General features: G+C 63.4%; 25 protein-coding genes and 1 tRNA gene. 13 read left to right on the top strand and 13 right to left on the bottom strand.

The genetic code is table 11. The features are described 5' to 3' along the window. Positions 1-73: 73 nt before the first annotated feature. Positions 74-631 carry a tRNA (N6-threonylcarbamoyladenosine(37)-N6)-methyltransferase TrmO gene (tsaA, locus tag EI28_RS03610; RefSeq protein WP_231476563.1) on the top strand — a complete coding sequence of 186 codons (558 nt, stop codon included), beginning with the start codon at positions 74-76 and terminating at the stop codon, positions 629-631. 29 nt (positions 632-660) lie between these two features. Here the strand turns inward: tsaA and EI28_RS03605 are convergent, their stop codons facing one another. Together EI28_RS03605 and EI28_RS03600 are read right to left on the bottom strand one after the other, a co-directional pair. Next, positions 661-1128 (bottom strand): DUF2240 family protein, encoded by a 468-nt coding sequence (locus EI28_RS03605; RefSeq protein ID WP_048112716.1) that lies wholly within the window; start codon positions 1126-1128, stop codon positions 661-663. Next, the gene (locus EI28_RS03600; protein ID WP_011843309.1) at positions 1125-1547 is read right to left on the bottom strand and encodes a hypothetical protein; all 423 of its coding nucleotides are present in this window, start codon (positions 1545-1547) and stop codon (positions 1125-1127) included. Before EI28_RS03600 ends, EI28_RS03605 begins: the two co-directional genes overlap by 4 nt. A gap of 89 nt (positions 1548-1636) precedes the next feature. Between EI28_RS03600 and EI28_RS03595 the strand changes: the two genes are divergently transcribed. Further along, complete coding sequence (locus EI28_RS03595) at positions 1637-3076, top strand: bifunctional UDP-sugar hydrolase/5'-nucleotidase (protein WP_048112714.1); 1440 nt, start codon at positions 1637-1639, stop codon at positions 3074-3076. After that, the gene (locus EI28_RS03590) at positions 3073-3411 is read left to right on the top strand and encodes a DsrE family protein (RefSeq protein ID WP_052379652.1); all 339 of its coding nucleotides are present in this window, start codon (positions 3073-3075) and stop codon (positions 3409-3411) included. Before EI28_RS03595 ends, EI28_RS03590 begins: the two co-directional genes overlap by 4 nt. A 14-nt stretch (positions 3412-3425) precedes the next feature. Here the strand turns inward: EI28_RS03590 and EI28_RS03585 are convergent, their stop codons facing one another. Beyond that, the gene (locus tag EI28_RS03585) at positions 3426-3803 is read right to left on the bottom strand and encodes a 30S ribosomal protein S8e (protein ID WP_048112712.1); all 378 of its coding nucleotides are present in this window, start codon (positions 3801-3803) and stop codon (positions 3426-3428) included. 104 nt (positions 3804-3907) lie between these two features. After that, a complete protein-coding gene (hypB, locus tag EI28_RS03580) occupies positions 3908-4555 on the bottom strand; it encodes a hydrogenase nickel incorporation protein HypB (RefSeq protein ID WP_048112710.1) in 648 nt (215 codons plus the stop codon). A 55-nt stretch (positions 4556-4610) separates the two neighbouring features. Between hypB and EI28_RS03575 the strand changes: the two genes are divergently transcribed. The 4 genes from EI28_RS03575 (at position 4611) to EI28_RS03560 (ending at position 6969) form a co-directional block, all read left to right on the top strand. After that, the gene (locus EI28_RS03575; protein ID WP_048112708.1) at positions 4611-4883 is read left to right on the top strand and encodes a signal recognition particle subunit SRP19/SEC65 family protein; all 273 of its coding nucleotides are present in this window, start codon (positions 4611-4613) and stop codon (positions 4881-4883) included. Positions 4884-4888: 5 nt separating this feature from the next. Continuing rightward, on the top strand, positions 4889-5533 hold the full coding sequence (locus EI28_RS03570) for a histidinol phosphate phosphatase domain-containing protein (protein ID WP_048112705.1): 645 nt from the start codon (positions 4889-4891) through the stop codon (positions 5531-5533). Positions 5534-5871: 338 nt separating this feature from the next. Further along, positions 5872-6885, top strand: a complete 1014-nt coding sequence (locus EI28_RS03565; RefSeq protein WP_011843316.1) for a transcription initiation factor IIB — start codon at positions 5872-5874, stop codon at positions 6883-6885. 12 nt (positions 6886-6897) lie between these two features. Beyond that, a tRNA-Ala gene (locus EI28_RS03560) sits at positions 6898-6969 on the top strand. A 263-nt stretch (positions 6970-7232) separates the two neighbouring features. Here EI28_RS03560 and EI28_RS03555 read toward each other — a convergent pair. Continuing rightward, entirely contained in the window at positions 7233-8978 is a 1746-nt protein-coding gene (locus tag EI28_RS03555) for a CotH kinase family protein (RefSeq protein WP_197018461.1), read from the bottom strand. 191 nt (positions 8979-9169) lie between these two features. Further along, positions 9170-10207: a WD40 repeat domain-containing protein gene (locus EI28_RS03550; protein WP_048112701.1), complete on the bottom strand. Its 1038-nt coding sequence runs from the start codon at positions 10205-10207 to the stop codon at positions 9170-9172. A gap of 342 nt (positions 10208-10549) precedes the next feature. On the opposite strand from EI28_RS03550, the gene EI28_RS03545 reads away from it, so the two are divergent. Beyond that, the gene (locus EI28_RS03545) at positions 10550-10786 is read left to right on the top strand and encodes a C-GCAxxG-C-C family protein (protein ID WP_052379651.1); all 237 of its coding nucleotides are present in this window, start codon (positions 10550-10552) and stop codon (positions 10784-10786) included. On the opposite strand, the gene EI28_RS03540 is transcribed toward EI28_RS03545, so the two are convergent. Further along, positions 10758-11864, bottom strand: a complete 1107-nt coding sequence (locus tag EI28_RS03540; RefSeq protein WP_048112700.1) for an acyltransferase — start codon at positions 11862-11864, stop codon at positions 10758-10760. The two genes, EI28_RS03545 and EI28_RS03540, sit on opposite strands and share 29 nt — an antisense overlap. A 68-nt stretch (positions 11865-11932) precedes the next feature. Here EI28_RS03540 and EI28_RS03535 point away from each other — a divergent pair, with 68 nt between their 5' ends. Beyond that, positions 11933-12718 (top strand): YhfC family intramembrane metalloprotease, encoded by a 786-nt coding sequence (locus EI28_RS03535; protein ID WP_048112698.1) that lies wholly within the window; start codon positions 11933-11935, stop codon positions 12716-12718. Here the strand turns inward: EI28_RS03535 and thiL are convergent. Genes thiL through EI28_RS03520 form a run of 3 tightly spaced genes read right to left on the bottom strand, consistent with a single transcriptional unit; the run spans position 12715 to position 16380 of the window. Further along, positions 12715-13581: a thiamine-phosphate kinase gene (thiL, locus tag EI28_RS03530; RefSeq protein WP_048112697.1), complete on the bottom strand. Its 867-nt coding sequence runs from the start codon at positions 13579-13581 to the stop codon at positions 12715-12717. The genes EI28_RS03535 and thiL overlap by 4 nt on opposite strands. Further along, on the bottom strand, positions 13574-15526 hold the full coding sequence (locus tag EI28_RS03525) for a DUF460 domain-containing protein (RefSeq protein ID WP_048112696.1): 1953 nt from the start codon (positions 15524-15526) through the stop codon (positions 13574-13576). Before EI28_RS03525 ends, thiL begins: the two co-directional genes overlap by 8 nt. After that, positions 15523-16380, bottom strand: a complete 858-nt coding sequence (locus EI28_RS03520; protein ID WP_048112695.1) for a serine/threonine-protein kinase RIO2 — start codon at positions 16378-16380, stop codon at positions 15523-15525. The genes EI28_RS03525 and EI28_RS03520 overlap by 4 nt, the downstream gene beginning before the upstream one ends. Before the next feature lie 49 nt (positions 16381-16429). On the opposite strand from EI28_RS03520, the gene EI28_RS03515 reads away from it, so the two are divergent. Further along, positions 16430-17320: a TIGR00269 family protein gene (locus tag EI28_RS03515; protein ID WP_048112694.1), complete on the top strand. Its 891-nt coding sequence runs from the start codon at positions 16430-16432 to the stop codon at positions 17318-17320. Positions 17321-17855: 535 nt separating this feature from the next. Continuing rightward, positions 17856-18956, top strand: coding sequence for an RNA-guided endonuclease TnpB family protein (locus EI28_RS03510; protein ID WP_048112692.1), 1101 nt, complete (start codon positions 17856-17858; stop codon positions 18954-18956). A 37-nt stretch (positions 18957-18993) separates the two neighbouring features. On the opposite strand, the gene EI28_RS03505 is transcribed toward EI28_RS03510, so the two are convergent. Both EI28_RS03505 and EI28_RS03500 read right to left on the bottom strand, forming a co-directional pair. Then, the gene (locus EI28_RS03505) at positions 18994-19716 is read right to left on the bottom strand and encodes a glucose-6-phosphate isomerase family protein (RefSeq protein ID WP_011843328.1); all 723 of its coding nucleotides are present in this window, start codon (positions 19714-19716) and stop codon (positions 18994-18996) included. Continuing rightward, entirely contained in the window at positions 19713-20993 is a 1281-nt protein-coding gene (locus tag EI28_RS03500) for a COG1361 S-layer family protein (RefSeq protein ID WP_048112690.1), read from the bottom strand. Before EI28_RS03500 ends, EI28_RS03505 begins: the two co-directional genes overlap by 4 nt. 64 nt (positions 20994-21057) lie before the next feature. Here EI28_RS03500 and EI28_RS03495 point away from each other — a divergent pair, with 64 nt between their 5' ends. After that, on the top strand, positions 21058-21849 hold the full coding sequence (locus EI28_RS03495) for a TrmB family transcriptional regulator (RefSeq protein WP_048112688.1): 792 nt from the start codon (positions 21058-21060) through the stop codon (positions 21847-21849). On the opposite strand, the gene EI28_RS03490 is transcribed toward EI28_RS03495, so the two are convergent. Beyond that, a complete protein-coding gene (locus tag EI28_RS03490) occupies positions 21843-22589 on the bottom strand; it encodes a DUF128 domain-containing protein (protein ID WP_048112736.1) in 747 nt (248 codons plus the stop codon). The two genes, EI28_RS03495 and EI28_RS03490, sit on opposite strands and share 7 nt — an antisense overlap. Before the next feature lie 218 nt (positions 22590-22807). On the opposite strand from EI28_RS03490, the gene EI28_RS03485 reads away from it, so the two are divergent. Continuing rightward, entirely contained in the window at positions 22808-23773 is a 966-nt protein-coding gene (locus EI28_RS03485) for a hypothetical protein (protein ID WP_048112687.1), read from the top strand. The last annotated feature ends 1 nt before the right edge of the window (position 23774 follow it).

Raw genomic sequence — 23774 nt, 5'->3', positions numbered from 1 at the left:
TAGCCTTTGGGACACCGGTGCGACGGGGGCCATGTCACCTCCGGTACAACTATTCGCGAGCAGGTGCCAACGTATGACCATGCATACGCCATCGCCCGAATCCGGCGGCATGACCCTGCGGCCCGTGGGGTTCGTCCGGAGCACCGTACAGGAACCCTTCCTTGTCGCCGGCAGGGACGGCATCTCGATGCGGGAAGGGCCGGACGCGAGCAGGGATCATGTCAGGAGCGTGAAAGAGGCTGTCTCGGAGATCGTCATCGACGAGAACCGCATCGCGCTGCTCGACGGCATCGAGGAGTACTCCCACGTCACGGTGCTGTACTGGGGGCACAGAGTGCCGGAAGAGAGCCGGTCCGTCGACCGCGTACACCCGATGGGCAGGACCGATATCCCGAAGACCGGGATCTTCTCGACCTGCAGCCCCGCGCGCCCCAACCCCGTGCTCGCGACCGTTGTCCAGCTGCACGCGCGGCGGGGGAACACTATCGAGGTTACCGGGCTCGACGCCGTCGACGGCAGCCCCGTCATCGACATCAAGCCTTACGTCCCGGCCCAGTATCCGAAAGGCGGCGTGCGGATCCCCGCGTGGATGGAAGGGCTCATGAACGAAGTGGGCGAACGGCGGGCGTGAATCCTGGACGTGGGGGGAAAAGAGAGATTTTATCGTGACTTCGCGACCGATTTTTCCAGGGCGGGGAGTTTGTCGTCGAACGCCACCCCGTATTTCTTCGCGAGGATGACCACCGCCGCCTCCACCCGGAGATTGCCGTCGAAGTTGTCGGCGACGATCCGGTGGAGTTCGGCGACGACCTCCTGGGGCGGCTTCTCCGTCGCGGCGGCAATCCGCCCGATCAGCTCCTCGTATGGGCTCTCCGACGCTGCGAGGACGTCGGAGGTGGGCTTGAACCCGAGCGGTATCGAGACCTCGGCAACGTCGAAGAGCGGCCGGATGGCTCCTCCGTCCACCTCGATGAGCCCCTCCGCCTTCGCCCGCTCCAGGAGCTGGTTTGCCTGCTCCTTGTTCATCCACTTCCGGTCGATGGCGATATAGAAGACGAACTCGCTCCTCTGCAGCCGGTCTTTGCGCATGTGCTTGAACGGCGCGGCAACCGCAATCTTGACACTCACTCGCAGGCACCCTTGAGCATCTTTCGCAGGTCCATCGCGTCCAGGTCTCCGAGCCGCCCCTCTTTCGCGACGTAGCACTCGGTCACCGCACCCTTGTCGACGATCCGGAGGAAGAAGACGTTCTCCGAGACCGGGAGCCTCTTTTCAGGGGTGAGCAGCGTCCTCTGCAGGTCGATCCGGAAGTCAGCCGCCTCGGCGACCTTCTCGGCGAGCGGCGCGAGGTCGTTCAGGTCGAGGAACTGCGTCCGCCCGTCCGCGATCTGAACGAGCATCCGCTCCTTGACGAGGCCGTCGGCGCCCCGTACGGTCGTGTGGGTGTCGTGCATCCGGGCTATGCAGGCAAGGACCTCCCGGAACGGCCGGGCGAGTTCGAAGTCGAGGTCGATGGATTGGGGGAAACGATGGTATATCCTGCGCATCACTAGAATTGAGGTCTGCGGAACGTAAAAAGAATGTGATCCCGCCGGAGGCGCAAACGTTTTTTGCACATCGCTCCCTTCCCGCATCCATGACCGACCACCTCACGCTCCTCCAGGTGAACGACTCGCACGGCTACCTGGAACCGCACCAGGAACTCTTTTATGCCGCCGGGCCGCCGGTGTACCGGACGGCCGGCGGGTATGCCCGGATTGCCGCTCTCCTCGAAGATGCCCGTGAAGAGCGGCCGGGAACTGTGCTCGCGTTCGACTGCGGCGACACCATCCACGGGACCTACCCTGCCGTCCGGTCGGAAGGCGAAGCGCTCGTCCCGATCCTGAACGCTCTCGCCTTCGATGCCATGACCGCTCACTGGGAGTTCGCCTACGGCCCGGAGCAGTTCCGGAAGGTTGCCGGGAGGCTCGATTACCCTGTCCTCGCCGACAACTGCTACGACGATGCGACCGGCGACCCGGTCTTTCCCCCGTATACGGTCTGCGAGACCGATAGTCTGCAGGTGGGCGTCATCGGCATCGCCGCCACCATCGTCGACAAGGTGATGCCGGACTCCTTCTCGGAAGGGATCCATTTCTCTCTCGGCAACGCCGAACTCCCCGGTCACATCGCCCGGCTCCGCGAAGAGGAGGGGGTGGATCTTGTCGTGGTGATATCGCACCTCGGGTTTCCGCAGGAGGTGAAACTCGCCCGCGAGACGGACGGGATCGACGTCCTCCTCTCAGGGCACACCCACAACCGGCTTTTTGAACCAGCGGTCGTCAACGACACCGTCATCATCCAGTCGGGCTGTCACGCCTCCTTCCTCGGGCGGCTCGACCTTACGGTCGAGAACCGGCGGGTGAAGAAGTTCGACCACGAACTCATCGTCGTCGGTGAAGAGATCCGGCCTCACCCGGAGGTCGAGGAGATGGTCGAGGGGATCATGGAACCCCACCGCGAATACCTCTCCCGGGTCGTCGGGGAGACCCGGACCGGTCTTAACCGGAACACGGTTCTCGAGGCCACGATGGACAACCTTCTCCTGCAGGCGCTCCTCGACGCCACGGGTGCGGAGATGGCGTTCTCGAATGGCTGGCGCTACGGCGCCCCGGTGCCGCCCGGCCCGGTCACACAAAACGATCTCTGGGACATCATCCCGGTGAACCCCCCGGTCTCGACGGTCGAGATCACCGGCCGGGATCTCCGGGCGATGATGGAGGAGAACCTGGAACGGACCTTTTCGCGCGACCCCTACCAGCAGATGGGTGGCTACGTGAAGCGGTGCATGGGGGTCAACCTCTACTGCAAGATGGAGAATCCGGCCGGGCTGCGGATCCAGGAGTTCTTTGCGGCCGGCAAAAGGCTCGACCCGGACGCCGTCTACAGCGCGGCGTTCGTCACCGGGCAGGGCGTGCCGCCGAAGTACGGGAAGAACCGCCAGAACCTCGATGTCCGGGCGATCGAGGCGCTCGAACGCTACCTGGCAAAAGGCCCCGTCAGCGCCGAACTCCGCGGGAGCGTGACGGCGGTATGACTCCCTCCCCGCGGGTCGCCGTCCACCTGGACGAGCGCGAGAAGGCGGCCCTTGTGCTGCGAAATACAAAGAACCTTCTTGAAGGTCTTGCAGGTGTCGAGGTCGAGGTGGTCGCCCATGCCGACGGGGTGGAGGAGCTCCGCACCGGAAGCCCGCAGGCGGCGCTGATGGCGCAACTTGCGGATCGGGGTGTCCGGTTCGTCGTCTGCGAGAACACCCTTCGTTCCCGGAACCTGTCGGAGAAAGACTTCCCCGGTTACGTTGGAACCGTCCCGTCCGCGATCGTAGAACTGGTCGTCAGGCAGGCGGAGGGCTGGCAGTATCTTCGGCCGTAAAAAAGGAGGGTATCTTATGCGAGCAGAACGGCGTTGACGATGCCGTCCTGGCTCGGTCTGCTGACGATCCGCGCGCGCCCCATCTCGGTCTTGATGATGGCGCCCTTCGTCAGGAGTTTCCGCCGGACGTAGTTCGGGTCGGCGCTGTTTGCCTCGACCGCCTCGATCTTCGTCTTTTTGGTCTCGCCGGTTGCGGGGTTCGAGACCGTTGCGTACTCTAACCGGAGTGCCCGGACCTTCTGGTTGCCGCCGAAGGTGCGGACAATTCTCCTGCGTTCTTCACCGATATGCGTCTCTGCCGGAGCTCTTCCGATCTCCGTTCTCTTTTTGCCCTGGGAGGTGTGGTAGCGTCCGCCCGATGGCTTCCGTACTGATCTTCCTTGCCACTGCATGTGACCACCGATATACTCTGCTGAGGACGCAATACCCTTCGGGGGTAGCAATCTCTCGTTAAAGTGCTATAACTATTCGGGACCGGGATATTTAACTCTGCTGATCACGCGAGGATCGCGTCCAGCAGCTCGTCCAACCCTTTTCCGGTCTTCATGTTCGTCCGGAAGATCTTCATCTCCGGGTTGTAGCGGCGCATATCCGCCTCCATCCGATCGAGGTCGGCGCCGACGAACCCGGCGAGGTCGACCTTGTTGATGACGCCGATGTTGCTGCTTCTAAACATCATCGGGTGCTTGTTCACCACGTCATCCCCTTCTGTCGAGCTGACGACGACGATCCTCTTCTCGGCGCCCAGCCGGAAGTCGGTCGGGCAGACCATGTTGCCGACGTTCTCGATGAAGAGGATGTCGATATCGTCGAGCGGAAGGTGCTCGATGGCGTGCTCCACCAGGTGGGCGTCGAGGTGACACTCCTTTCCGGTGTTCGCGTTGTAGGCCGGGATCCCGAGGGCGACGATCCGCTTGAAGTCGTCGTCGCCGTAGACGTCCCCGGCGATAGCACCGGTGCGGAGGCCCTGTTCGCGGATAAGCGGCACGAGCCGCTCGATCGTGGCGGTCTTCCCCGACCCGATGGCGCCGAGAAGGTCGAACGCCCGGATGCCGTGGTCTTTGAGGTGGGCCGCGTTGGCATCTGCCAGGCGGTTGTTGACATCGTAGATGTCCTTCTCCACGTGGACGTCGATATGATGCATGGTATGTACTGTGATCATGATCTGTTTATAGGTTAACCACCTAGATCATACAACTATGAGCGCTGAACGCATCCTGTACCCCTGTTACTTCGACGCCACGCTCGAGCGGCGGGAGGGGCGTCGCGTTGCCAAAAGTTTCGGCGTGAAGTCCCCGGAACTTCCTGCCGTCGAGGCCGTCCTGCGCAAGATGAAGGTCCCGCACCGGGTAGAGGAGCGCCATCATCCCGCCCGGTGGGCCGAGCGTGAAGGCCGGGTCGTGGTGGAATGGGAGGGGAGCAAGGAAGACCTGATCCGGAAGGTTGCGAGCGGTCTTGCCGGCCGGAAGTGACCGCGATGTACGATCTGCACACCCATACCATCCTCTCCGACGGCGAACTCCTCCCGACGGAACTGGTTCGCCGGGCCGCCGTGCTCGGCTACGAGACGCTCGCGATCACCGACCACGCGGACGCCTCGAACCTCCGGCACCTGGTGGGGGCGGTAGAGGGCGTCCGTGAGTCTGCGCGGTGCTACGGCGTGAACCTGCTCGTCGGGGTGGAACTCACCCATGTCCCACCGTCCCTGATAGGGGCGTTTGCACGCGATGCGAAGAAGTTCGGCGCCGATATCGTCGTGGTGCACGGCGAGACGGTGGTGGAACCGGTCGCCCCGGGAACCAACCGCGCGGCATGCACGTGTGAGTACGTGGACGTGCTCGGCCACCCCGGACTCATAGCGATCGAGGATGCGCGGATGGCCGCGGAGCACGGGGTGGCGCTCGAGATCACCTCGCGAGGGGGGCATAACCGCACCAACGGCCACGTGGTCCGGGTGGCGCGGGAGGCCGGGTGCCGGCTCGTGGTCGATTCCGATACGCATGCTCCGTCCGATCTGCTCTCAAAGGATGCACGGTGGGCGGTCGCGCTCGGCGCGGGGCTGACGGAGGCGGAATCCCGGGAGGCGCTTTCCCGGGATATTAATCGGCTTCTTCAGAAGTGAGATGTGGTATTTATAATTTAGCAAAAGCTTTTTATACTCTAGCGGTTAATATATATATGTTACTAAATACGCCCGGGTATAGTACCCCTTAGAGGTTGCAGTTTGCGGTTAATCGGTCGTTCTGTAAGTGTTTGCGGCAATCGCTTGTTAATCTTGCGATGTGATGCTGCTCAGTTGCCCCGCCTCTACGGCGAGGCAGTGGATCGCCGGTTAAAACCCGTAGGGAAGGTCGTTGACATATTTGGGAATATATCATCGCCTTATGCCGTAGTCCTCTGCTACAACGGCTGCTCCGTGCAGGTTGGCGAGAAGATCTTTGCGAGATAGGTGTATAATCGATGGCTGAAGTAGAAAAACTAAAACAGCTGCAGTTGCAGCGTGAGGCCCTGAAGAAGAGAGGGGAGCAGAAGGTCAAGGAGACGGAGAAGAAGCGCACCGAAGAGAGCGTCCAGTCCGTCTGCCCCGAGTGCGGCAGTCGCCAGCTCGTCCACGACTACGAGCGCGCGGAACTCGTATGCCAGAACTGCGGTCTCGTCCTCGACGAGGAGTTCATCGACCGCGGCCCCGAGTGGCGTGCATTCGACCACGACCAGCGCATGAAGCGCTCCCGTGTCGGCGCACCGATGACGTTCACGATCCACGACAAGGGTCTCTCGACGATGATCGACTGGCGGAACCGTGACTCCTACGGCCGCGCGATCTCGAGCAAGAACCGCGCCCAGCTCTACCGGCTCCGGAAGTGGCAGCGGCGTATCCGTGTCTCGAACGCGACCGAGCGGAACCTGGCGTTCGCGCTCTCGGAACTGGACCGGATGGCCTCCGCGCTCGGTCTGCCCCGGAACGTGCGCGAGACCGCCGCGGTCGTCTACCGCGACGCGGTGGACAAGAACCTGATCCGCGGCCGGAGTATCGAGGGTGTCGCGGCGGCGGCGCTGTATGCGGCATGCCGCCAGTGCAGCGTTCCCCGGACGCTTGATGAGATTGCCGAGGTATCCCGTGTATCCCGTAAGGAGATCGGCCGCACCTACCGGTTCATCTCCCGCGAGCTCGGGTTAAAGCTCCTGCCGACGTCCCCGATCGACTACGTACCGCGCTTCTGCTCGGGCCTGAACCTGAAGGGTGAGGTCCAGAGCCGTGCGGTCGAGATCCTCCGGCAGGCCGGCGAGCGCGAACTTACGAGCGGCAGAGGCCCGACGGGCGTCGCTGCGGCCGCCATTTACATCTCGTCGATCCTCGGCGGAGAGCGGCGCACCCAGCGCGAAGTCGCCGAGGTTGCGGGCGTGACAGAGGTCACGATCAGGAACAGATATAAGGAACTGGCAGAAAAATTAGATATCGAGATCATACTCTGATCTCATATCTTCGGGCTCGTAGATCAGGGGTAGATCGCTACGTTCGCAACGTAGAGGCCGCGGGTTCAAATCCCGCCGGGTCCATCGGTTCTTTATTATTATTTTCGCGAGATTCATCTGTCCATAGGCGACCGCAGGTCGCCGGGGGTGTCGAGAGGGGCGCAGCCCCTTCGGTTGAGAGACGACGTAGCCCCTTCGCGGCTTCGCGCTCTTCGCGTGAGACCTTGTCGCTGCCCCCTACACTTCACCTCACGCGAAGCCGCGAAGAACGCGAAGTTTTGTTGGGGGTAACTCTCTTTCGCGGCGCTCCTTGCCTATCCCCGGGTGGAGTTCCTCTCCGGCTCCTCTTACCGATCCGGCAGCACCACCTCGAACCGCGTCGTTCCCTGCAGCGAGACGTCCGCAGACGCTTTGTTCGAATACGGGTTGACGTAGGTGTCGAGCGCCGTCCTGTTCCCGGACTCGCTCTCCCAAACGATCCGCAGGTCCCATTGGGAGTAACGGTCATCCCTGACCGCCGCGTCACTGACGAACCAGTTCTCTATCGGGAAGCAGCACGATTCGACGTCGTTCCTATAGTAAAGGGTCAGTTCGCCGCTGACGTCGGCATCGCCCGCATCGAACTCCCAGCGCCGGTCGATGCCGGGATTCTCCGGCGTCCCGTTCACCGTAGCGGTGATCGTGCCCGGCTCCGTCACTTCCGAGACCTCGAAGGTTGCAATCACCCACCCGCCGGGATCGGTGAAGGAGACGGTGCTCCCCTCCGGCTCAGCCGGTATCTCGACGGAGGCGGTATAGGGTTCCCCGGAGCCGGGCGTGATCGCTCTCTCGATGAACCGGTACCGGAGCCGCACGAAATCCAGCACCGTTTCGGTGTGGTATGCCAGGTAACCGAGATCGCCGTGGTGGTTCTGCGGGTGCAGCTCGAACGCGTCCTCCCCCGGCGTGATGTTCAGCCTCTCCCCGATCGCCTCTGTGTGGAGAGCGAGCTGCCCGGCATAGTAGTCTTCGGTGAAGACACCGTCCATCAGGAACGCCATGCGCCGATCGAGCCTTTCGCGGAGCGCGGGAGTCTCGAGGAACTTTTCCACCAGGTCGTTGTCCCAGCCGCTTGCTATCGCCGACTCGTACCCGAAATAATCGTTGACCGTAGCGCTTCTCCGGGTATGCGAACCGAACGTCAGATCCTTGTCCCAGGGTATGACCTTCCATTCCGCATCCGGATTGTCGGTGTCCAGGTAGAGCCAGTAGTCGTCGCCGAAAGAGTCGACATCGCCGATGAGGTAATGGATTGCCAGCCAGTCGATGAAATTGTCCTCATCGAACCGCTCGACGAAGCCTTCTTCGAACTCCGGGCCGGCAGGAGTCCGGTAGACCCAGGCGACAAGGTCACGGACCGCTCCCCAGTCCGGTTCGCCCCGGCTGTCCATGGTCTGTGCGAGAAACGCTTCCGGATCGTCCTGCTCCTCGATGGGATACCCGAAGACCGAGAGGCGGTCGACCCCCGGCAGGCCGAAGTTGCCCCGGAAATCGTCGGCAACCAGTGTTCCTGCAGGATTCAGGCCGTTGCTTGCGAGCAGATCCCCGTCGACCCGCTCTACGTGAACGTACAGGCCTTCGTAGATGTCGTTGATGTACAGGTCGAAGTACCTCGTCCTCGGCGCCAGCTGCCCGAGAGCGTGGAAGAGGTCCATCGACAGCCTCTCCCGCATCATCGTGGGATCGGTGTAGGTGGCCTTCAGGTTCATATCGGTGCTGCCGAAGAGGAACTCCTGAGATTCGTTAAACCGGATGCTGAACGACTTTTTCGGCAACTCCCGCGAAGAAGTGCCCCGGAACCGCACCCCCTCCAGTTCGATATCCTCGCCGTCGGGCGAGAGCCGCACGTAACCGTCCAGCCGCTCGTCGGATGCATCTCCTCGGGTATACAACTCGACGAGATCCTTCCAGCCCATGTAGAGGTACAGGTCCTGCACGCCGGTGTCCGGGCTGCTCGTGTTCTCCTGTCCCGCCGCCGCGGGTATGACGAAGGCCAGTAGAGACAGCACGATGAGCATGCCGGCCACAGCCCGACCCGCAGAATCCATTGCCATGGCCCGCATTCATACCGTCAGGTGGCATTAAGGTTCCCCGGCAGGGAGAACGGGCGAAGCAGCACCGCGTACACGTTCATCCGATCCGAAAGACATGACCGATGCGGCTGTAACGCCGTGTCTCGAGGCCCCTGGTTGCGAGGCTACGTCTACGTAAAAATCTGCAGAACAGGGGAGTCCCCCGTTCCTGGTCACCGGCGCCGGAGACGGCCTGCAGCACCGGCGGCAGCGACGGCGAGGAGCCCGATGAGCGCACCCGCCCCGCCGGCCTCGGTCGGTTCCGTCGTGGCGCCCTCCGTCCCTTCCGCCATCGCCGTCATCGGATCGTCGGCCGTCCGGAAGATGTAAGCCCGCTCGCCCGCACCCGCGGCGAGGTAGTCGCCGTTATTCGAGAGGGCGACCGCGATAACGGCGGTACCGGCGTCGAACGACCAGCGCGCGTCGCCGTTGCTGTTCCAGAGGTATACGGTTCCGCCTGCATTCCCGGCCGCGACGGCCTCGCCGCGCCGGGAGACGTCCACGGCGGGGACGTTGCTTCCCGTCCGGTTCTTCCAGAGCAGGTCGTCGTTCGGCCGGTAGCATTCCACGTCGCCGCCCTCCTTGCCGACGACTGCGAACTTCCCGTCACCGGAGAGAGCGAGCGCCAGGATCGGCGCTCCGGTGGGAAGAGCCCAGGGGAGGCCCCCCGCCCGGCCGTAAACCTGGAGAGCGCGGTCCCGGCCCCCGGCGGCGACAACCGATCCGTCACGGGAGACGTCGACCGCGGTAACTACGTCACGGGCAAGCCCCTCCCAGATCAGGTTCCCCTCCCTGTTCATGAAGAGGATGGCACCGTTGCTGCTCCCGGCGACGATGAATTTGCCGTCCTGCGTGAAAGCGACGGACGTAACGTACGGTCGGGTGTCGCCGGAGCGGGCGCCCGGCTGCATGGCGCGGTTCCACTCCTCCTTCCCGAGGTTGCTGAAGAGAACGAGGCGATCGCCCGCCACCGCGAGCGCCCGCCCGTCACCCGCGAAAGCAAGGTCGCGAACGGATCCCGTGACGCTCTTCGTCCAGTAGCGGCCGCCGCTCCCGTCGAAGAGGAGCACGTCGCCTCCCCCGGTTCCGGCGGCAACGTAGTCCCCGGCGACGGCAACCGCGGTCACCGCGCCGGGGGCGCTCACGTTCCAGGGGACGGTGCCGTCCCGCTGCAGGCAGACGATGCCCCCGTTGCTCGTTCCCGCAACCATATACCTCCCGTCGCCGGTGATCGCAACGTCGTTGACGATGCCCCCCGTCGATACGCCGTGATAGGAGCTTCCGCCCCGGCAACCGCCGGAACCAGAGCGACGATCAGGGCGATGATCAGTGCAGTCCTTTTCATGGTTAACCCCTGCTCGGGAAAGGATTCCCGTAATACGTCTACTTTCTCGGGTGGGTTCTTAAACCATTCCGGTATCGTGCCTGCCGGGGAAGTTTGAAGGCCTCCGGTGCGCAACCTCCGAATCACATGGGAAACAGGGCAAAAGAGGCGGTCTCCCGCTTCATGCGGGGCTACAACTGTGCACAGGCGGTCAGCTCGGTCTTCGCGGATGGTGCCGGGGTGCCCGAAGAGTTCATCATCCGGGCAGCCACGTTTTGTCGAGAAAAACGGCACCGTCTCATGCACCGAACTCCTTGGGTGTAATCTCTCGACCGGCGAAGGACTTGCCCGGGCACGCGAAGAGAACCTCACCCGGACGCTCTGCCCCCGCTACGTCAAAGATGCGGTCGAGATCCTCGAGGAGGTTCTCGCGCCCGTCACTTCCGGGCAATCCACCATGCGGTGAGGGACTCCGGCAGGGACGGGAGCCTGAGTCTCCTCCGCAGATCGTCGGTGCCGAGGCTCTTTGCCGCGAGAGCCGGCTTCTCGACGGCGTGCCAGGAGAGGAACGCGAGAGCGAACGTCACCGCAAACGAGAGCCCGAAGAGCGCCGGAAGAAGGAGCGCGTTTGCCGTGACCTGGATCAGCGCCTGCTGAACCGGGTAGTGATAGATGTAGATGCCGTAGGAGAAGTCTCCCGGTCTCCCGAAGGTGCTCAGGAACGGGATCGGGATGTGCGCGGCGTAGATGGTGAGGTAGGGGATGGCGATCACCCCGGCGACGGTCACGTAGGGGGTCATGGCCGAGAGCCCGAGCAGCAGGAGCAGCGCCCCGGCGACGACCGGCCGGTAGGCGATGCGATGGCGGTGGAGGTAGAGGAAGGCCCCGGCGAGGAAGTAGAGGGTGAACCGGACCTTCGCCATCCGGGGATCGTCGAACCAGTACATCCAGGCCAGGATGTTTACTACGGCAAGGGCGGCGATGGCACCCCCCCGGTGCAGGAGCCCGGCGATCCCGATGGCCGCGACGACCCCGTACATCATGACCTCGACGGGTATCGTCCAGAGCGACCCGTTGACGTAGGTCCACGGATTGCCCTGGAAGAGGCCTATCACCGATCCGTCTTCAAAGTAGGGAGCGGTAAAGAACGCTGCCGGGGAGAAGAGGGCGGCGAAATACTCCTCCCCCGGGAGGGATGTCAGCAGCGGGCCGATGACGAAGAGCGTGACGAGGATCGCGACGACGAGGGCCGGGATCACCCGGAGGAACCGCTTCCAGGCGAACCGGAGCGGCGATGCGGTCGACTCCCAGCTCATCGCAATCAGGTAGCCGCTGGTGACGAGGAGGGCGGCGAGCCCTGCCTGCGCCACGAGTATGACCGGGTCGTACATCCCTATCCCGACATAGCCGAGCCTGAGGGCGTAGGCGTGCGCGAAGACGATCATCGCCGCCGCCGCGAACCGCAGGAAGTCGAAGTTGTTCGAGAACCGGCCCCCCGGGGTGCTCCCGCCTTCGGTGACCGCCCCCGGGTGCTCTGTTTTCATGGCTATCGGGATCCTTTCCTCACTGTACAGTGACAATCGTTAAATATTTAGCCAAAATATTCTCCCCAATGGACCCGCTGGTTGTCGCCACGTTCGCCGTCGTCATCTTTCTTGAGATTGCCATCCCGCTCGCGCTCGGTTATTGGATCGTGAGAAGGTTCGGGGTCCCGTGGCGGATCTTCGCCCTCGGCGCCCTCTTCTTCATCGTCGTGCAGATCGTCCACGCGCCGCTCGTCCTCGTGACGCAGACCCCGCTCTACCTCGCCGCCCTGCCGATGGGAACGACGGTTGCGGTTGCCGTCATCGCCGTCTACCTCGGCCTCCTTGCCGGGCTCTTCGAGGAGGTTGGCCGCTACCTCGTCTACCGCTACTACTTCCGGCGCCGGGAGATCGCTCTCACCCGGGAGAATGCCCTCCAGTTCGGGGCCGGGTGGGGCGGCGTCGAGAGCATCTTCGTCGCGCTCCTGGTGCTCACGAGCATGGTCTCCTACATCATCATCACGAGCGACGGGTCGATGCTCTTCCTGCCCGACGACCCTGCTGTCATGGCGCAGGTAGAGGCCATCCAGGCGATCACGCCGCTCGAGATCGCGATCGGTCTCGCCGAGCGGATGATGGTCATCCCCCTGCACATCGCCTGGTCGCTTATGGTGCTGGCATCTATTGTCTACGGCAGAAAGGCGCTCCTCGCCCTCGCCGTCGTCTGGCACGCCGCCGTGGACGTCGCCGCCGTCTACCTCGTCCAGATGTACGGTCTCTTCGTGACCGAAGCGGCGGTATTCGTCTTCTCGGTCATCGGTGTCGCGTATATTCTCTGGGAGTGGCGAAGGATGGGGGTAAGGGCGGCGACCTAGCCGCTCCACTCGTGCAGGTAGCCCCGGCGTTCGAACGGCTTTCCGTCCGCGAGAACCGTCCGCTCCGGTATAACCTTGCCGATGACGTGCGCGGCGACCCCCGGAACCGGAATGATGTCGGGAGGAGCGGTAAAGAGGAGTTCGAAGTCTCCCCCGCCGTAGAGCGCGAGTTCCCGCCCCTCCTCCTCCGGAACGCCGGCCGGGAGGGGAAGGCCGGCGGTATCGACGGCAAACCCGCAGTCGTTTACCGCCAGAAGGTCGTGGAGGGAGAGGCTAAGTCCGTCGGATATGTCCATCATCGCCGATACCCCGGCACGGCCGAGCGCCTGTCCCTCCCGGACCCGGGGCTGCGGTTCGAGGAGTTCCTTTACGTGCCGGTCGTAGCCGGCGAGAGCGGCCTCGGCCTCCCCGAGCGGGCCGGTGACCGCAATGACGTCGCCCGGCCGCGCTCCCCGTCTCCGGACGAGGTGCTCCGGGGCGACGAGCCCGAGCCCCGTGCTCACGATCGTCAGTTCCCGGTGAGCGTCGAGGTCGCCGCCCACGAGTTCGGCGCCGAACGCCGTGCAGCAGTCCCGTGCGCCCTCCATGATCCCGGAAAGGCGTTCCGGCCTATCAAGGCCGACCGCGAGGAGCACCTCGCCCGGCGTTGCGCCCATGCTCGCGACGTCGGAGAGCGTGACCGCCGTCGCCATCCAGCCGATCTGCCAGTCGGTCATCCCGGCCGGAAAATCGGTCGTCTCGTGGAGCATATCGGTGCTCGCGACCATGAGCCGGTCGCCGCAGGGGATGACGGCGCAGTCGTCCTCGAGCCGCTCCGGGTCGATGATCGTCCCGATCAGCCGGTGCAGGCCTCGTTCATCCACCGCGACGCACCTCCTTCTCCCGCTCGCTCCGGTACTCCTTGAAGAGATACTCGACCCGCTCGGCTTCCTGCTCGCGCCGGAACTCCTTCTGCTCCTCCTTCCACTCCGCGACGGCGTCCTCGAGGATTCCGGTCAGTACCGCCCCGGTCCTGCCGCGGATCTCCGGCCTGACGGTCTCCGCGGGGAGGAGGGGCAGATCGGACTCCCGGGCGGCCCGGATCAGGTGCGGGTCGGGCGGTTCCCCGCCGACGACCAGCGCCCGCACGCCCGTTCCCGCGAGGTCCTTCACCACGCCGCGGCCCCAGCCGTGAGTCCGGGGGACGTAGAGGACGTCTTCTCCGGCGATGCCAATCTCCTCCTGGAGGGCCCGCACCGCTTCGCGGGTGAGGGAGTCGAGCACCTTGAGCGGGGTGTAATCTTCCGAGACCTCGAGTTTCGCGACCTTCTGCATCCGCTCCAGGCGTTTCTTCAGCTGCCGGGACCGCCGCCGCTCGCCCCGGAGCTGTTCGCGCAGGCTCTCGATGGCCGCGTCCTTCGCCGCCAGTTCCGCGTCCCGACGGATCTTTCGCTCGGCCGCGGAACGGGCCCGGCGCACGTCCTGCCGCAGTTGCTCCGCCTCCCGGTCGCGTTCGCGGAGGTCGTCCTGCAGTTCCTGCACGTAACTGCGCAGCCTTTTGACCATCCCGTCGAGCGCCATCACCCGCTCGTCCTCGACCGGCCGCTCCGGCTCGGTCTCCGCCGCCGGTTCCGCCTCCTTCTTCGCCGCCGGAACCCCCTGCAGGTCCGCAAGAACGGTGTCGAGCGGCTGGCCGCGGAGCACCCGCGCCCGCACCTCGTCGAGGTCGAACCCCGGCCCCACTCTCTTTACGATGTTTCTGAACTTGCTCTGGAGGCTCCGGTAGGCGTCCAGCGCTGCCGAGAGGGCGTCGCGCTCGTGGTCGTTCGTGTAGGAGAACCGGGCGGTCAGGTCGTACTTCGCCTCCACCGAGAGCGACTGCTTCGGGGTGTAGGGGATGGCGTTGAACGCCCGCCGGATCTTCTCGACCGAGTAGGGCATTTGCTGGACATCGGAGGCGACGATGAGCGATTTTCCCGCACGGTAGAGTTCTTCGACGATATCGGACATCGTCATCTGGCGGGAACTCGTGAGAAGAACCAGGTTTCCGTCGAGATCCACGGCGGCGATCCCGGTGGTCGTCCCCGGGTCGAGCCCGACGATCAGGTAGCGGGGGCGGCCGGAGAGGGGTTCGAACCGGATCCGGTCGAGCTGCCGTCCCGCCACCCGCACCTGGACGTCGGCGCCCCGGGAGGAGTGAACCGGAACCATCTCACGGGGGGCCTTGACCCGGAAGGCGACCCTCGAGTATCCGCCGAAGGCCTTCGTCTCCTTCTTCTCGTAGTCGAGGCCGGCGCCGCGGAGCCGCCCCTCGATCTCGCGGGCCTTCTGCATCACGCCGCCGTGGATCTTCCGGACATAGCGGTTCTGGCTCCACCCGCCCCGGCCCGGCGAACGGTGCCTGCTCACCACGATGTCGGTGGTGTTCTCAAACGCGATCACCTCGACGCCCGCCCCGAGCGCGGCCACCCGGGCGGTGGTCCGTGCCTCGGCGTAGGGGTCGAACTTGTTGAAACTGATGTTGTAGCGGGCGGCGACCTTCCCGAGGCTCTCTTTCTTCTCGCCGCCGGTCACCTGGACGAGTTTCGTTGCGGGGGGAAGCGACTGGAGGAATGCGTGGAGTTCCCGCTGGTCGGCGGCGATCTCCTGGAGGCTGTCCACCGCGAGGATATCGGGCTCTTCGCTCGCGAGGAGGCGCTGGAGCCGGAACCCGGTCACCTCCTCGACGCTCTGGACATCTCCGTCCTCCACCCGGGCAAGGGCGTAGACCGGTCGGCGGGTACGGGAACGAACCGAACCTTTGATGATATCGATCCCGAAGACCTTCACTCCACCACCCTTGCCAGTGCTTCGTCGAATGCGTAATCGATGCCGTATTTCCGTTTGAAGTACTGGAGGATGTTCTCGATGTCGCGGTTGAGGATCTCGGCGGCGTTCGGGTGGGCGATCTCCACCCACTGCGGCCAGTCGATCAGCCAGCATTGCTTTTCGTCGACCATGACGTTGAACTCGCTCAGGTCGCCGTGGACGATCCCGAGGCGGTAGGCCTCGCGGACGTTGTCGAGGATCTCGTCGAGGATCGGCCGGGGCTCTTCGAGGGCCGCCCGCGAGAGGTTGACGCCCGGCACAAACGACATCGCGACGACGTGCCGGTTCTGGTCGATGGGGAGCGGCACCGAGACGGCGGGATGGAGGGTTTTTAGAGCGTCGTACTCCATCTTCGCCGAGCTGCTTGAGGCGAATATCCAGGGGCAGTGCCCGGCCTCCGGCATGTAGCCGCGCTTTACGCGGGCGGACTGAAATGACCGCTGCCCGACCCGGTGGAACTTCAGCACGACGACGCCGAGCCCCATCGCCTCGTATACCTCCGACTCCTTCCCGACGCCAATCTGCGTCCCGAGCGCCTGGATGGTGCCCCGGCGGGTGAGGGAGTGGAGGGCCAGGGTGTCGTAGCCGTTGAAGACGAGAGCGTAGCCCTCGTAGGGGGTTTTCTCATACCTGACCATATCCATGGCCATCAGCCTGCCCAGGCGGTAGGAGAGCTCGGACTCCGAGAACTTGGTGGCCGACTTGAGCACCTCGAGCGGCACCCATCGGTACCGGCGCATGAGGCGTTCGAGGGCGAGCAGGATCCGGAGTTCGTAGGCGTGCAGGGATCGCACGTATTCTGCAGGAGCAGGCATCTTCTACACAATTTATGTGATGCCGTGATAAAAGGATGATCGAGAACGCATGCAGTGCAGCAAGTGCCGCCGCGACGCGGTTGTTTTCCAGCGATACTCGGGGCTGCACCTCTGCGAGCATCACTTCAACCGGGATTTCGAGGCGAAAGCGAAGCGGGCGATCCGGGAGCACCGCTGGGTTGAGTCGGGCGATACGGTGGCGGTGGCGCTCTCGGGGGGCAAGGATTCGAGCGCCGTCCTCTTCTTCCTCCGCCGGCTCTTCGGCGAGCGCCGGGACGTGCGGCTGATGGCGATCACCGTGGACGAGGGGATAGCCGGCTACCGCGACCCGGCCAGAGCACGGGCGATCGCCGATAGCATCGGCGTCCCCTGGGTGACCGCCTCGTTTGCCGACGAATACGGGATCACGCTCGACGAGATCGTGGCCCGGAAGGGAACGGGGCTCTCCTGCTCCTACTGCGGCGTGCTCCGGCGGGCGCTGATGAACCGGATTGCCCGCGAACACGGCGTCACGAAGTTCGCCTACGGGTTCAACCTGGACGACGAGGCCCAGTCGGTCCTGATGAACGCCCTCCGGGGGGATGCCGACCGGCTCACCCGCCCCATGCGGGAGACGGAGGGGATGGTTCCCCGGATCAAGCCGTTCATGTATATCCCGGAGCGCGAGGTGGCGCTGTACGCCTTCCTCCACGTCGAGGGCTTCGATCTTGCGGGCTGCCCCTACGCGGGCGACGCTCTCCGGGGCGACGTCCGCGGCATCCTCGACGATTACACCTACCGCCACCCGGCGACGAAGTACTCGCTCGTGAACCTCGGCGAGGCTCTCCGGGGGACGGAGAAGAATCACACCGAAGGGCTCAGAGTCTGCGAGCGGTGTGGCGAGTTGTGCGGGAAGATCTGCCGGACGTGTCAGGTGCTTGATGAGGTTCGGCGATCCTGAGTAGGAGGAGCCTGATAGCGGATAGGTGTGTCTACCAACTGCGAGGGTGAAGCGTCAGAAAGGACGTTTTCGGAAGTAATCTGTTTTTAGAGTGAATTCTGAGGCAATTCTGTTCTACTCGCGTAACCCCGTCAACCGATATGTCCTGGGTATCGCCACGTGGGGAGGGGCTGACGGGGAGGGGGGTTCGCCCCCCTCCCCTGTCTCTGTAACATAAGGTGACACTGTAACCCCCACCCCACCCGGCCTTCGGCTCCTCATTCGCACCTGCGGTGCTCATGCTCCGCTCCTTCGGAGCATCGCACCCCGCCCCAAGGGGCAGGGGCAGTGCGTGGCGATATCCACTGAAAATCCGTTTACAGGATGTGCGATGTTCTAAAGAATGGCTGGTGGTAGAGGTGAACGGCGCTTGACCCTCTCTGCAACGCCGCCCCCTTCTCCCTCTACGATCAAGCAGGCAGAGAGCCCATGACTTTAGTCGTGGGATGAATGCCGTCGACAACTATATCTAAGCACAAGTCAAGATTATATTACAATGCGTAGAACGTATCGTTATCGAATCTATCCGACCAAATCTCAGGTCACTCTCCTTGACCAGACGCTTGAGATTTGCCGGTGGGTTTACAACGATACACTCGCATTGCGAAAGAACGCCTGGGAGCAGGAGCAGCGTTCAATCTCCCTCTATGAGACAAACAAGATCCTGACGCAATGGAAGCGGGATCGGCCTGAACTAAAACAGGTCTATGCTCAGACTCTCCAGAACGTCCAGGTCCGGGTGGACCTCGCGCTCAAAGCCTTCTTCCGGCGAGTGAAAGTCGGGGAGAAACCCGGCTACCCTCGGTTCAAGGGGAAGGGCCGGTATGACAGTTTTACGTATCCCCAGGCCGAAAAGGGTGGGTTCAAGTTCGTCGGAGATCGGCTCAACCTCTCGAAGATCGGAGATGTGAAGATCGTCCTCCACCGTCCGATCAAAGGGACGATCAAGACGCTCACGATCCAGCGGTCGGCAACCGGGAAATGGTATGCCTGCTTCTCGGTCGAGTATGATCCCGATCCTCAGCCGCAGAAGGAGACTGTGGTCGGGGTCGATGTTGGGCTGGAATCCTTCGCCACCTTCTCAAACGGCGAGAAGATCGAGAATCCTCGATTCTTCCGCACCGACGAGAAGGCGCTTGCGAAAGCCCAGAGAAAACTCTCGAAGGTGGAGAAAGGCACTCCTGAACGGAAGAAAGCCCGGAAGATCGTCGCGCACGTTCACGAACAGATCGCCAACAAACGGCTCAATTTTGCTCATCAAACCTCCCGTCAACTGGTGGATCGGTTCGGTACAATCGTGTTCGAGGATCTGAATATCACAAATATGCAAAAGAATCACTGTCTGGCGAAAAGCATAGCAGATGTGGCCTGGAACCAGTTCGTCACGATCACAACGAGCAAAGCGGAAGATGCTGGCTCCCATGTGATCCTGGTGAACCCCAGGAACACTTCGCAGATGTGCTCCAGATGTGGCAAGATCGTCGCCAAGAAACTCTCTGACCGGATCCACACCTGCCCGCATTGTGGGTTAGTGATGGATCGGGACCAGAACGCGGCGGTCAACATTCTGAGATTGGGACTGCAATCTCTCGGATAATATCCGTAGATGCCCACCCCTTTAGGGGTGGGAGCAGTCACCGCATCACGAGACATCCACCCGTAACGTCGGAGAAGATCTCCATGAACTGCTCGGGGTGGTTCAGGAAAGCAACCGACCGGGGCCGCCCGACCAGATCGTAGAGCCCGACCTCTTTCTCGATCCCGATGTCCGGGACCTCCACCGGGTCGCAGTAGCGCACCGGCGGGGCGTCGGGATAACCTGGGTTCTTCACGAGCGCCCCGCCCTCCATCTCGTAGTAGGCGGCGCCCCGCAGTTCCGCGTAGGGGCCGTAGTTGCTCGAGAACTCCGACGAAACGAGGTTTGCCATCACGAGATCCTCCTTTCCGGGGTTGATCGTCACGTGACCGTATCCCGGCGGGATCAGGATCTTGTCGCCGGCGGTTCCCTCGATCATCACCACGTCGTCGGCATTGCGGGTCTGGAGGAGGTAGTGCCCCGTCCCCTCAAGCACCTCGTAGATCTCCGGGTAGAGTTCTCCTGCCGGGTTCTCGGTGTGGTAATGCCCCTTCGTCTTGACGTACTCCCCGCAGAGCGTCCGGGCGGGAATGACGGTGATATCGTAGCGGATGCGGTGTTCCCGGAGCCACTCCCGGTCGCTCTCGCTCTTCGCGAGATCCCGGTACATAAAATAGAGAGGCTGGTCGGAGGTGCAGCCGGGATCTGCGAGAACCTCCCGCATCTCCTCGATTGTCCTTACCTGCGGCTCCGGTTTGGGTCCGTCCCAGTACCCGTTCATCTCTGTTTCTTACGGTACACGAATATATAATACCCTGCACCGATGATGACGGCCAGAACGGCGATGAGGAAGACCGGATTGGTGAAGAGCGTGCCCTGCCTCCGCTCAAGCGCGACCTGCACCTTCATGGTGTCGGATATCTTGCTGTTGTCGAGGTCGTCGCGGTAGCGGATCTCGGAGTCGATCCCGTACTCCTTCTCGGTGCCGTCATTGTCGACGTTCACTTCGAACCGTGCCGTGGCGGTCTCGCCCGGGGCGAGGTCGCCGAGGAAGGCGGTGTCGTCGCTGCTCGTGAAGGGATCGACGGCGCTGATCCGGGCCTGTGCGTTGTAGACCGTTGCCGCCCCGGAGTTCTTGTACACGACTTCAAGGATGCTCTTCTGCCCCAGGTAGAGTGTCGACGGAGGCGAGACGACCTCGAAGGCGATCTTGCCGCCGACGGGAAGGCCGATCGTCGCCGGCCGGGAGGTCACCGTCTTGCCCTCGTAGTCCTCGTAGGTGACCGCTACGTCCATCGGGTACGACTGCGGCTCGGCGGTATCGGCGACCGAGACCTTGAACTTCACGTCCACCGTCTCTCCCGGCCCGAACGTTCCGACGTAAGCGTTTCCGTCGGTGGGGATGAGCGGGCTCGCGCCGCTTCTTGTGACCATTGCGATTGCCTTGTTCGCCGTGTCGTGCCCGACGTTCTTCAAGGTCATGTAGACGTAGCCTTCCGTGCCGACGTTCAGCGACTCGGAGCGGACGTCAAGAACCTCGACCCGGAGGTCGGGCGTGACCCGCACGGTGAGCGGCAGGGTCACGGTCTTCTTCTGGTAGTTGTTGCGGAGGAGGTCGCCGAGATCTTCCGCGTCCTGCAGGTAGGTGTAGGTCACCTCGAGCGGCAGCGTGTAGGTGCCCGGCTCCGCGGAGTCCGCCACCTTCACGTTGAACGTAGCGGTCGCGGCCGCTCCACCGCGGATGTCGCTCAGGAACTGGGGGTCCGTCTTGACGGTGAACGGCGTATCAGCACTCTTGAGTCCTGCTGTGACCAGCTTCGCGGTGTTCGGCAGGTCGTCGGCGGGGACAGACGGAGTGGCGATCTTGATGTCATTCAAGCCGCTGTTGGATATGATGACCACAAGCTGGGTATCGGCACCCGGTGCAAACTGGTTGCTGCCGGAAATCGTTGCCGACAGTTCAGGGCTTCCGTAGAGGTACTTGACGCCCTGCGCAGCCCCCGGCGCAGCCAGGAGTGCCAGCAGGAGCATCAGTACGGGTAGGTATTGCCAACGCATCTCTTCACCTTGTTGTTATGTTAGCAACAACATTTATTGCTGAACGGTATATATACATGATGGAATGAAGACTCCCCGGGATGTTCCGACCCCCCTCCTCGAATCCCTCAAATCACTGGGGCTTACGAAATACGAAGCCCTCGTATACATCGGGCTTCTCAGAACGGCGGGCGCGACTGCAACGGAAGTTCATGAGATATCCGGCGTGCCGCGCGCATCCGTCTACCCGGTTCTCGACCGGCTCGTCCAGAAGGAACTGGTCAGCGTCTCGCACACGACGCCCAAACGCTTCGACGCCGTTGCCCCCGACCAGGGCGTCGAGAACCTGATGCGGCGGATCGAAAGCGACGCTGAAAGCGCCCGGGCGGCCCTCGACGTCTTTTACCGGGAGAAGGAACTGGAAGGCCGGGGCGACCGGGAGCTGGTCTGGACGATCTACGGCGAAGAGAATATCAGAACCCGCCTCGCCGGCATGTTCGGGAGCGCGGAGCGGAGCGTGGAGGTGCTGGCGACGTGGGACATTCTCCGGGGGAGCGTGCTCCCGCTGCTTGAGTCCGTCCCCGACTCTGTGCGGGTCGAGATCGTCACCGAGCGCTGGTCCGGCGAGCGGCCTTCCCGGTTCCGGCTCCACATCCTTCCCCTCGCCGGGTTGCGCGAGACCCGTCTCCCGACGGAGAACCTGCTGCCGTACGAGCAGTCGGGTGTCTTCCTGGTGGACGACTCCCGTGCGCTGCTCTGGATGGGTGCGGTCGACGGGCAGCCTTCCGCCCTCTACTCGGAGTCCGAGGGGCTCGTCCTGTTTGTGCGGCGGCATATCACCACCGTTACGGAGTGGGCGAAGGGTGCGGTTCAGTAATCGTCCAGGTAGTCCATCTCCCGGATATCGATCAGTCCTTTGAGCGCCCGGGTCATCACCGGCCTTCCCGTCTCCCGGACGGCCGCCATTGCGTTCGTGCCGCCGACCATTGCCACGCCTATGTACTGCGGGCTTACCGGGACACCCAGCAGGGGAACGTTCGGGGCGCCGACATCGAGGATGCCGGAGAACCCTATGGCCGAAAGTTCGTCGAGTACCGTCCCAAGGAGCTGTTCGGCCTCCATGTGGCACTCTCTGATGTTGGCGAGGATGTTGCCCTTTCCCTGGCGCATGACGTCGAGGATCGATGTGGCCTCCTGGGAGATGAGAACCTCGAGGGGATCGAGCGTGGTGTCGCGGTAGAGGATCATGCTCGTGAACCGCTGCGCAACCCTCCCGTCGACCTCGACGATCCCGCCCCCGATCGGGCTCGCCGGGATACCGCGCTGGAGGAGAAGAGCGTCGAGCGTAATGCTGCACATCGTACAGACGGCGTGCCGGCCGTCCGGCACGGTGTAGCCGCCGACCTGCCCCCCGGGCCCGGCGACCAGGAGCCGGTCGCTGATGGTGATGCCCCGTTTGTGCGCCTCTTTCATAATGGAGAGCGCGAACTCGAGGTCGCGGCTCTCGATGAGCGAGAGGTTGTAGATGATCTTTCCCGTGTCATCCTCCGGGCGGTAGGTCACCTTGAGCGCGTACTCCTCGATGCGATGGTTGGTGAATTTCAGGGGGGCGTGCATTATCAGATCTCTTGCCCTGCAGGAGAAAAAGTGTTGCCTTCCTGATTCGGCGAGTTCTTCCGGCAGGGGCCCGGAGCGGCACCGGCCGTTCGCCGTCTCCCGTTCACCCCGCGTTATGCTCTTCCCGTTCGTCCCGTAGAACACCCCGCCTCACCGCTATCCACGCCCGGCCCCGGAAGGGAAAACTTGTTCTATCTCCCTGTGGTATTGTTAGATGAATGGAGAGTGGGACTCGGGAAAAAGCCCGGAACGTGCTGAAGCGGATCCTTGCCGCGGCCTCCTACGACGTTGAGGAGGTCGGCGACCCGCTGGATCTCTCCGCGATCGGGAGCGAGGATGCCCTGGTGGTGCTCTGCTCGGACGATCCGGAGACGATTGAGAACTTCGATTCGATGACCTATCGCCTGCGCACCGGCGAAAACGACTGGATCTGCAGGAAACTGCTCTTCACCCTCGATTCGGCGATGCAGACGGAGGACTGCATCCTGTGGGGGCCGGACGAGTTCGTCCGCTACGCGGGCAGGGCCGCGCTTGCGGAAGTGCTCGGGCAGAGCCTGATCCTGGACCTTCCCCCGCCGGCCGGGTCAGTCCGGCGGAGGCAGATCGAGGCCGCTCCAGCGGCGGTGGAGGAGGAGCCTGAAGACGGGCCGGAGTTGCCTCACCTCCCGGTGCAGGTGCCCGAGAAGCGTGCCTGCGGCATCGCCGGGGTGCACGGAGCGGCGAAGTGCCGGTTCATCCCGTACTGGAACTACCGCTACGTGAGCACCGGCGAGCGCGAGGTGAAAGACCGGCTGGTCTCCTTCGACGCCGAGGGTGCCGGGGCGGTCAACGCCATCAACGGCCTGAAGATGGAGATCAACCCCGACGAGATCGAGCGGGGCCCGGTTCCGTTCGGCTCCGAGATCGTCTCCGCCCGGCTCGTGCGGGAGGATGTGGAGGACCAGCTCGTGCGGGAGGTCGTGGACCGGCTCACCCAGCGGATCCGATTCCGCTACGAGAAGGGAGACGCCATCTTCTATGAGGAGAAGACCCTCAAACCCGACCGGAACAACATCACCGTCGATCTTGAGACCGTCTACGTACCGGTCTGGCAGGTGCGGGGCGGAAGCAAGATCGTCGAGGTCAACGGGTTCACCGGCGAAGTTCTTTCGGTGCCGATGGACGAAGGCGTCGAACTGCTGTAGG

Source organism: Methanoculleus sp. MH98A, from assembly GCF_000691865.1.
Classification (GTDB): domain Archaea; phylum Halobacteriota; class Methanomicrobia; order Methanomicrobiales; family Methanoculleaceae; genus Methanoculleus.
Note: the sequence above shows the minus strand (reverse complement) of the source record. Positions and strands in the feature narration are given on the sequence as shown.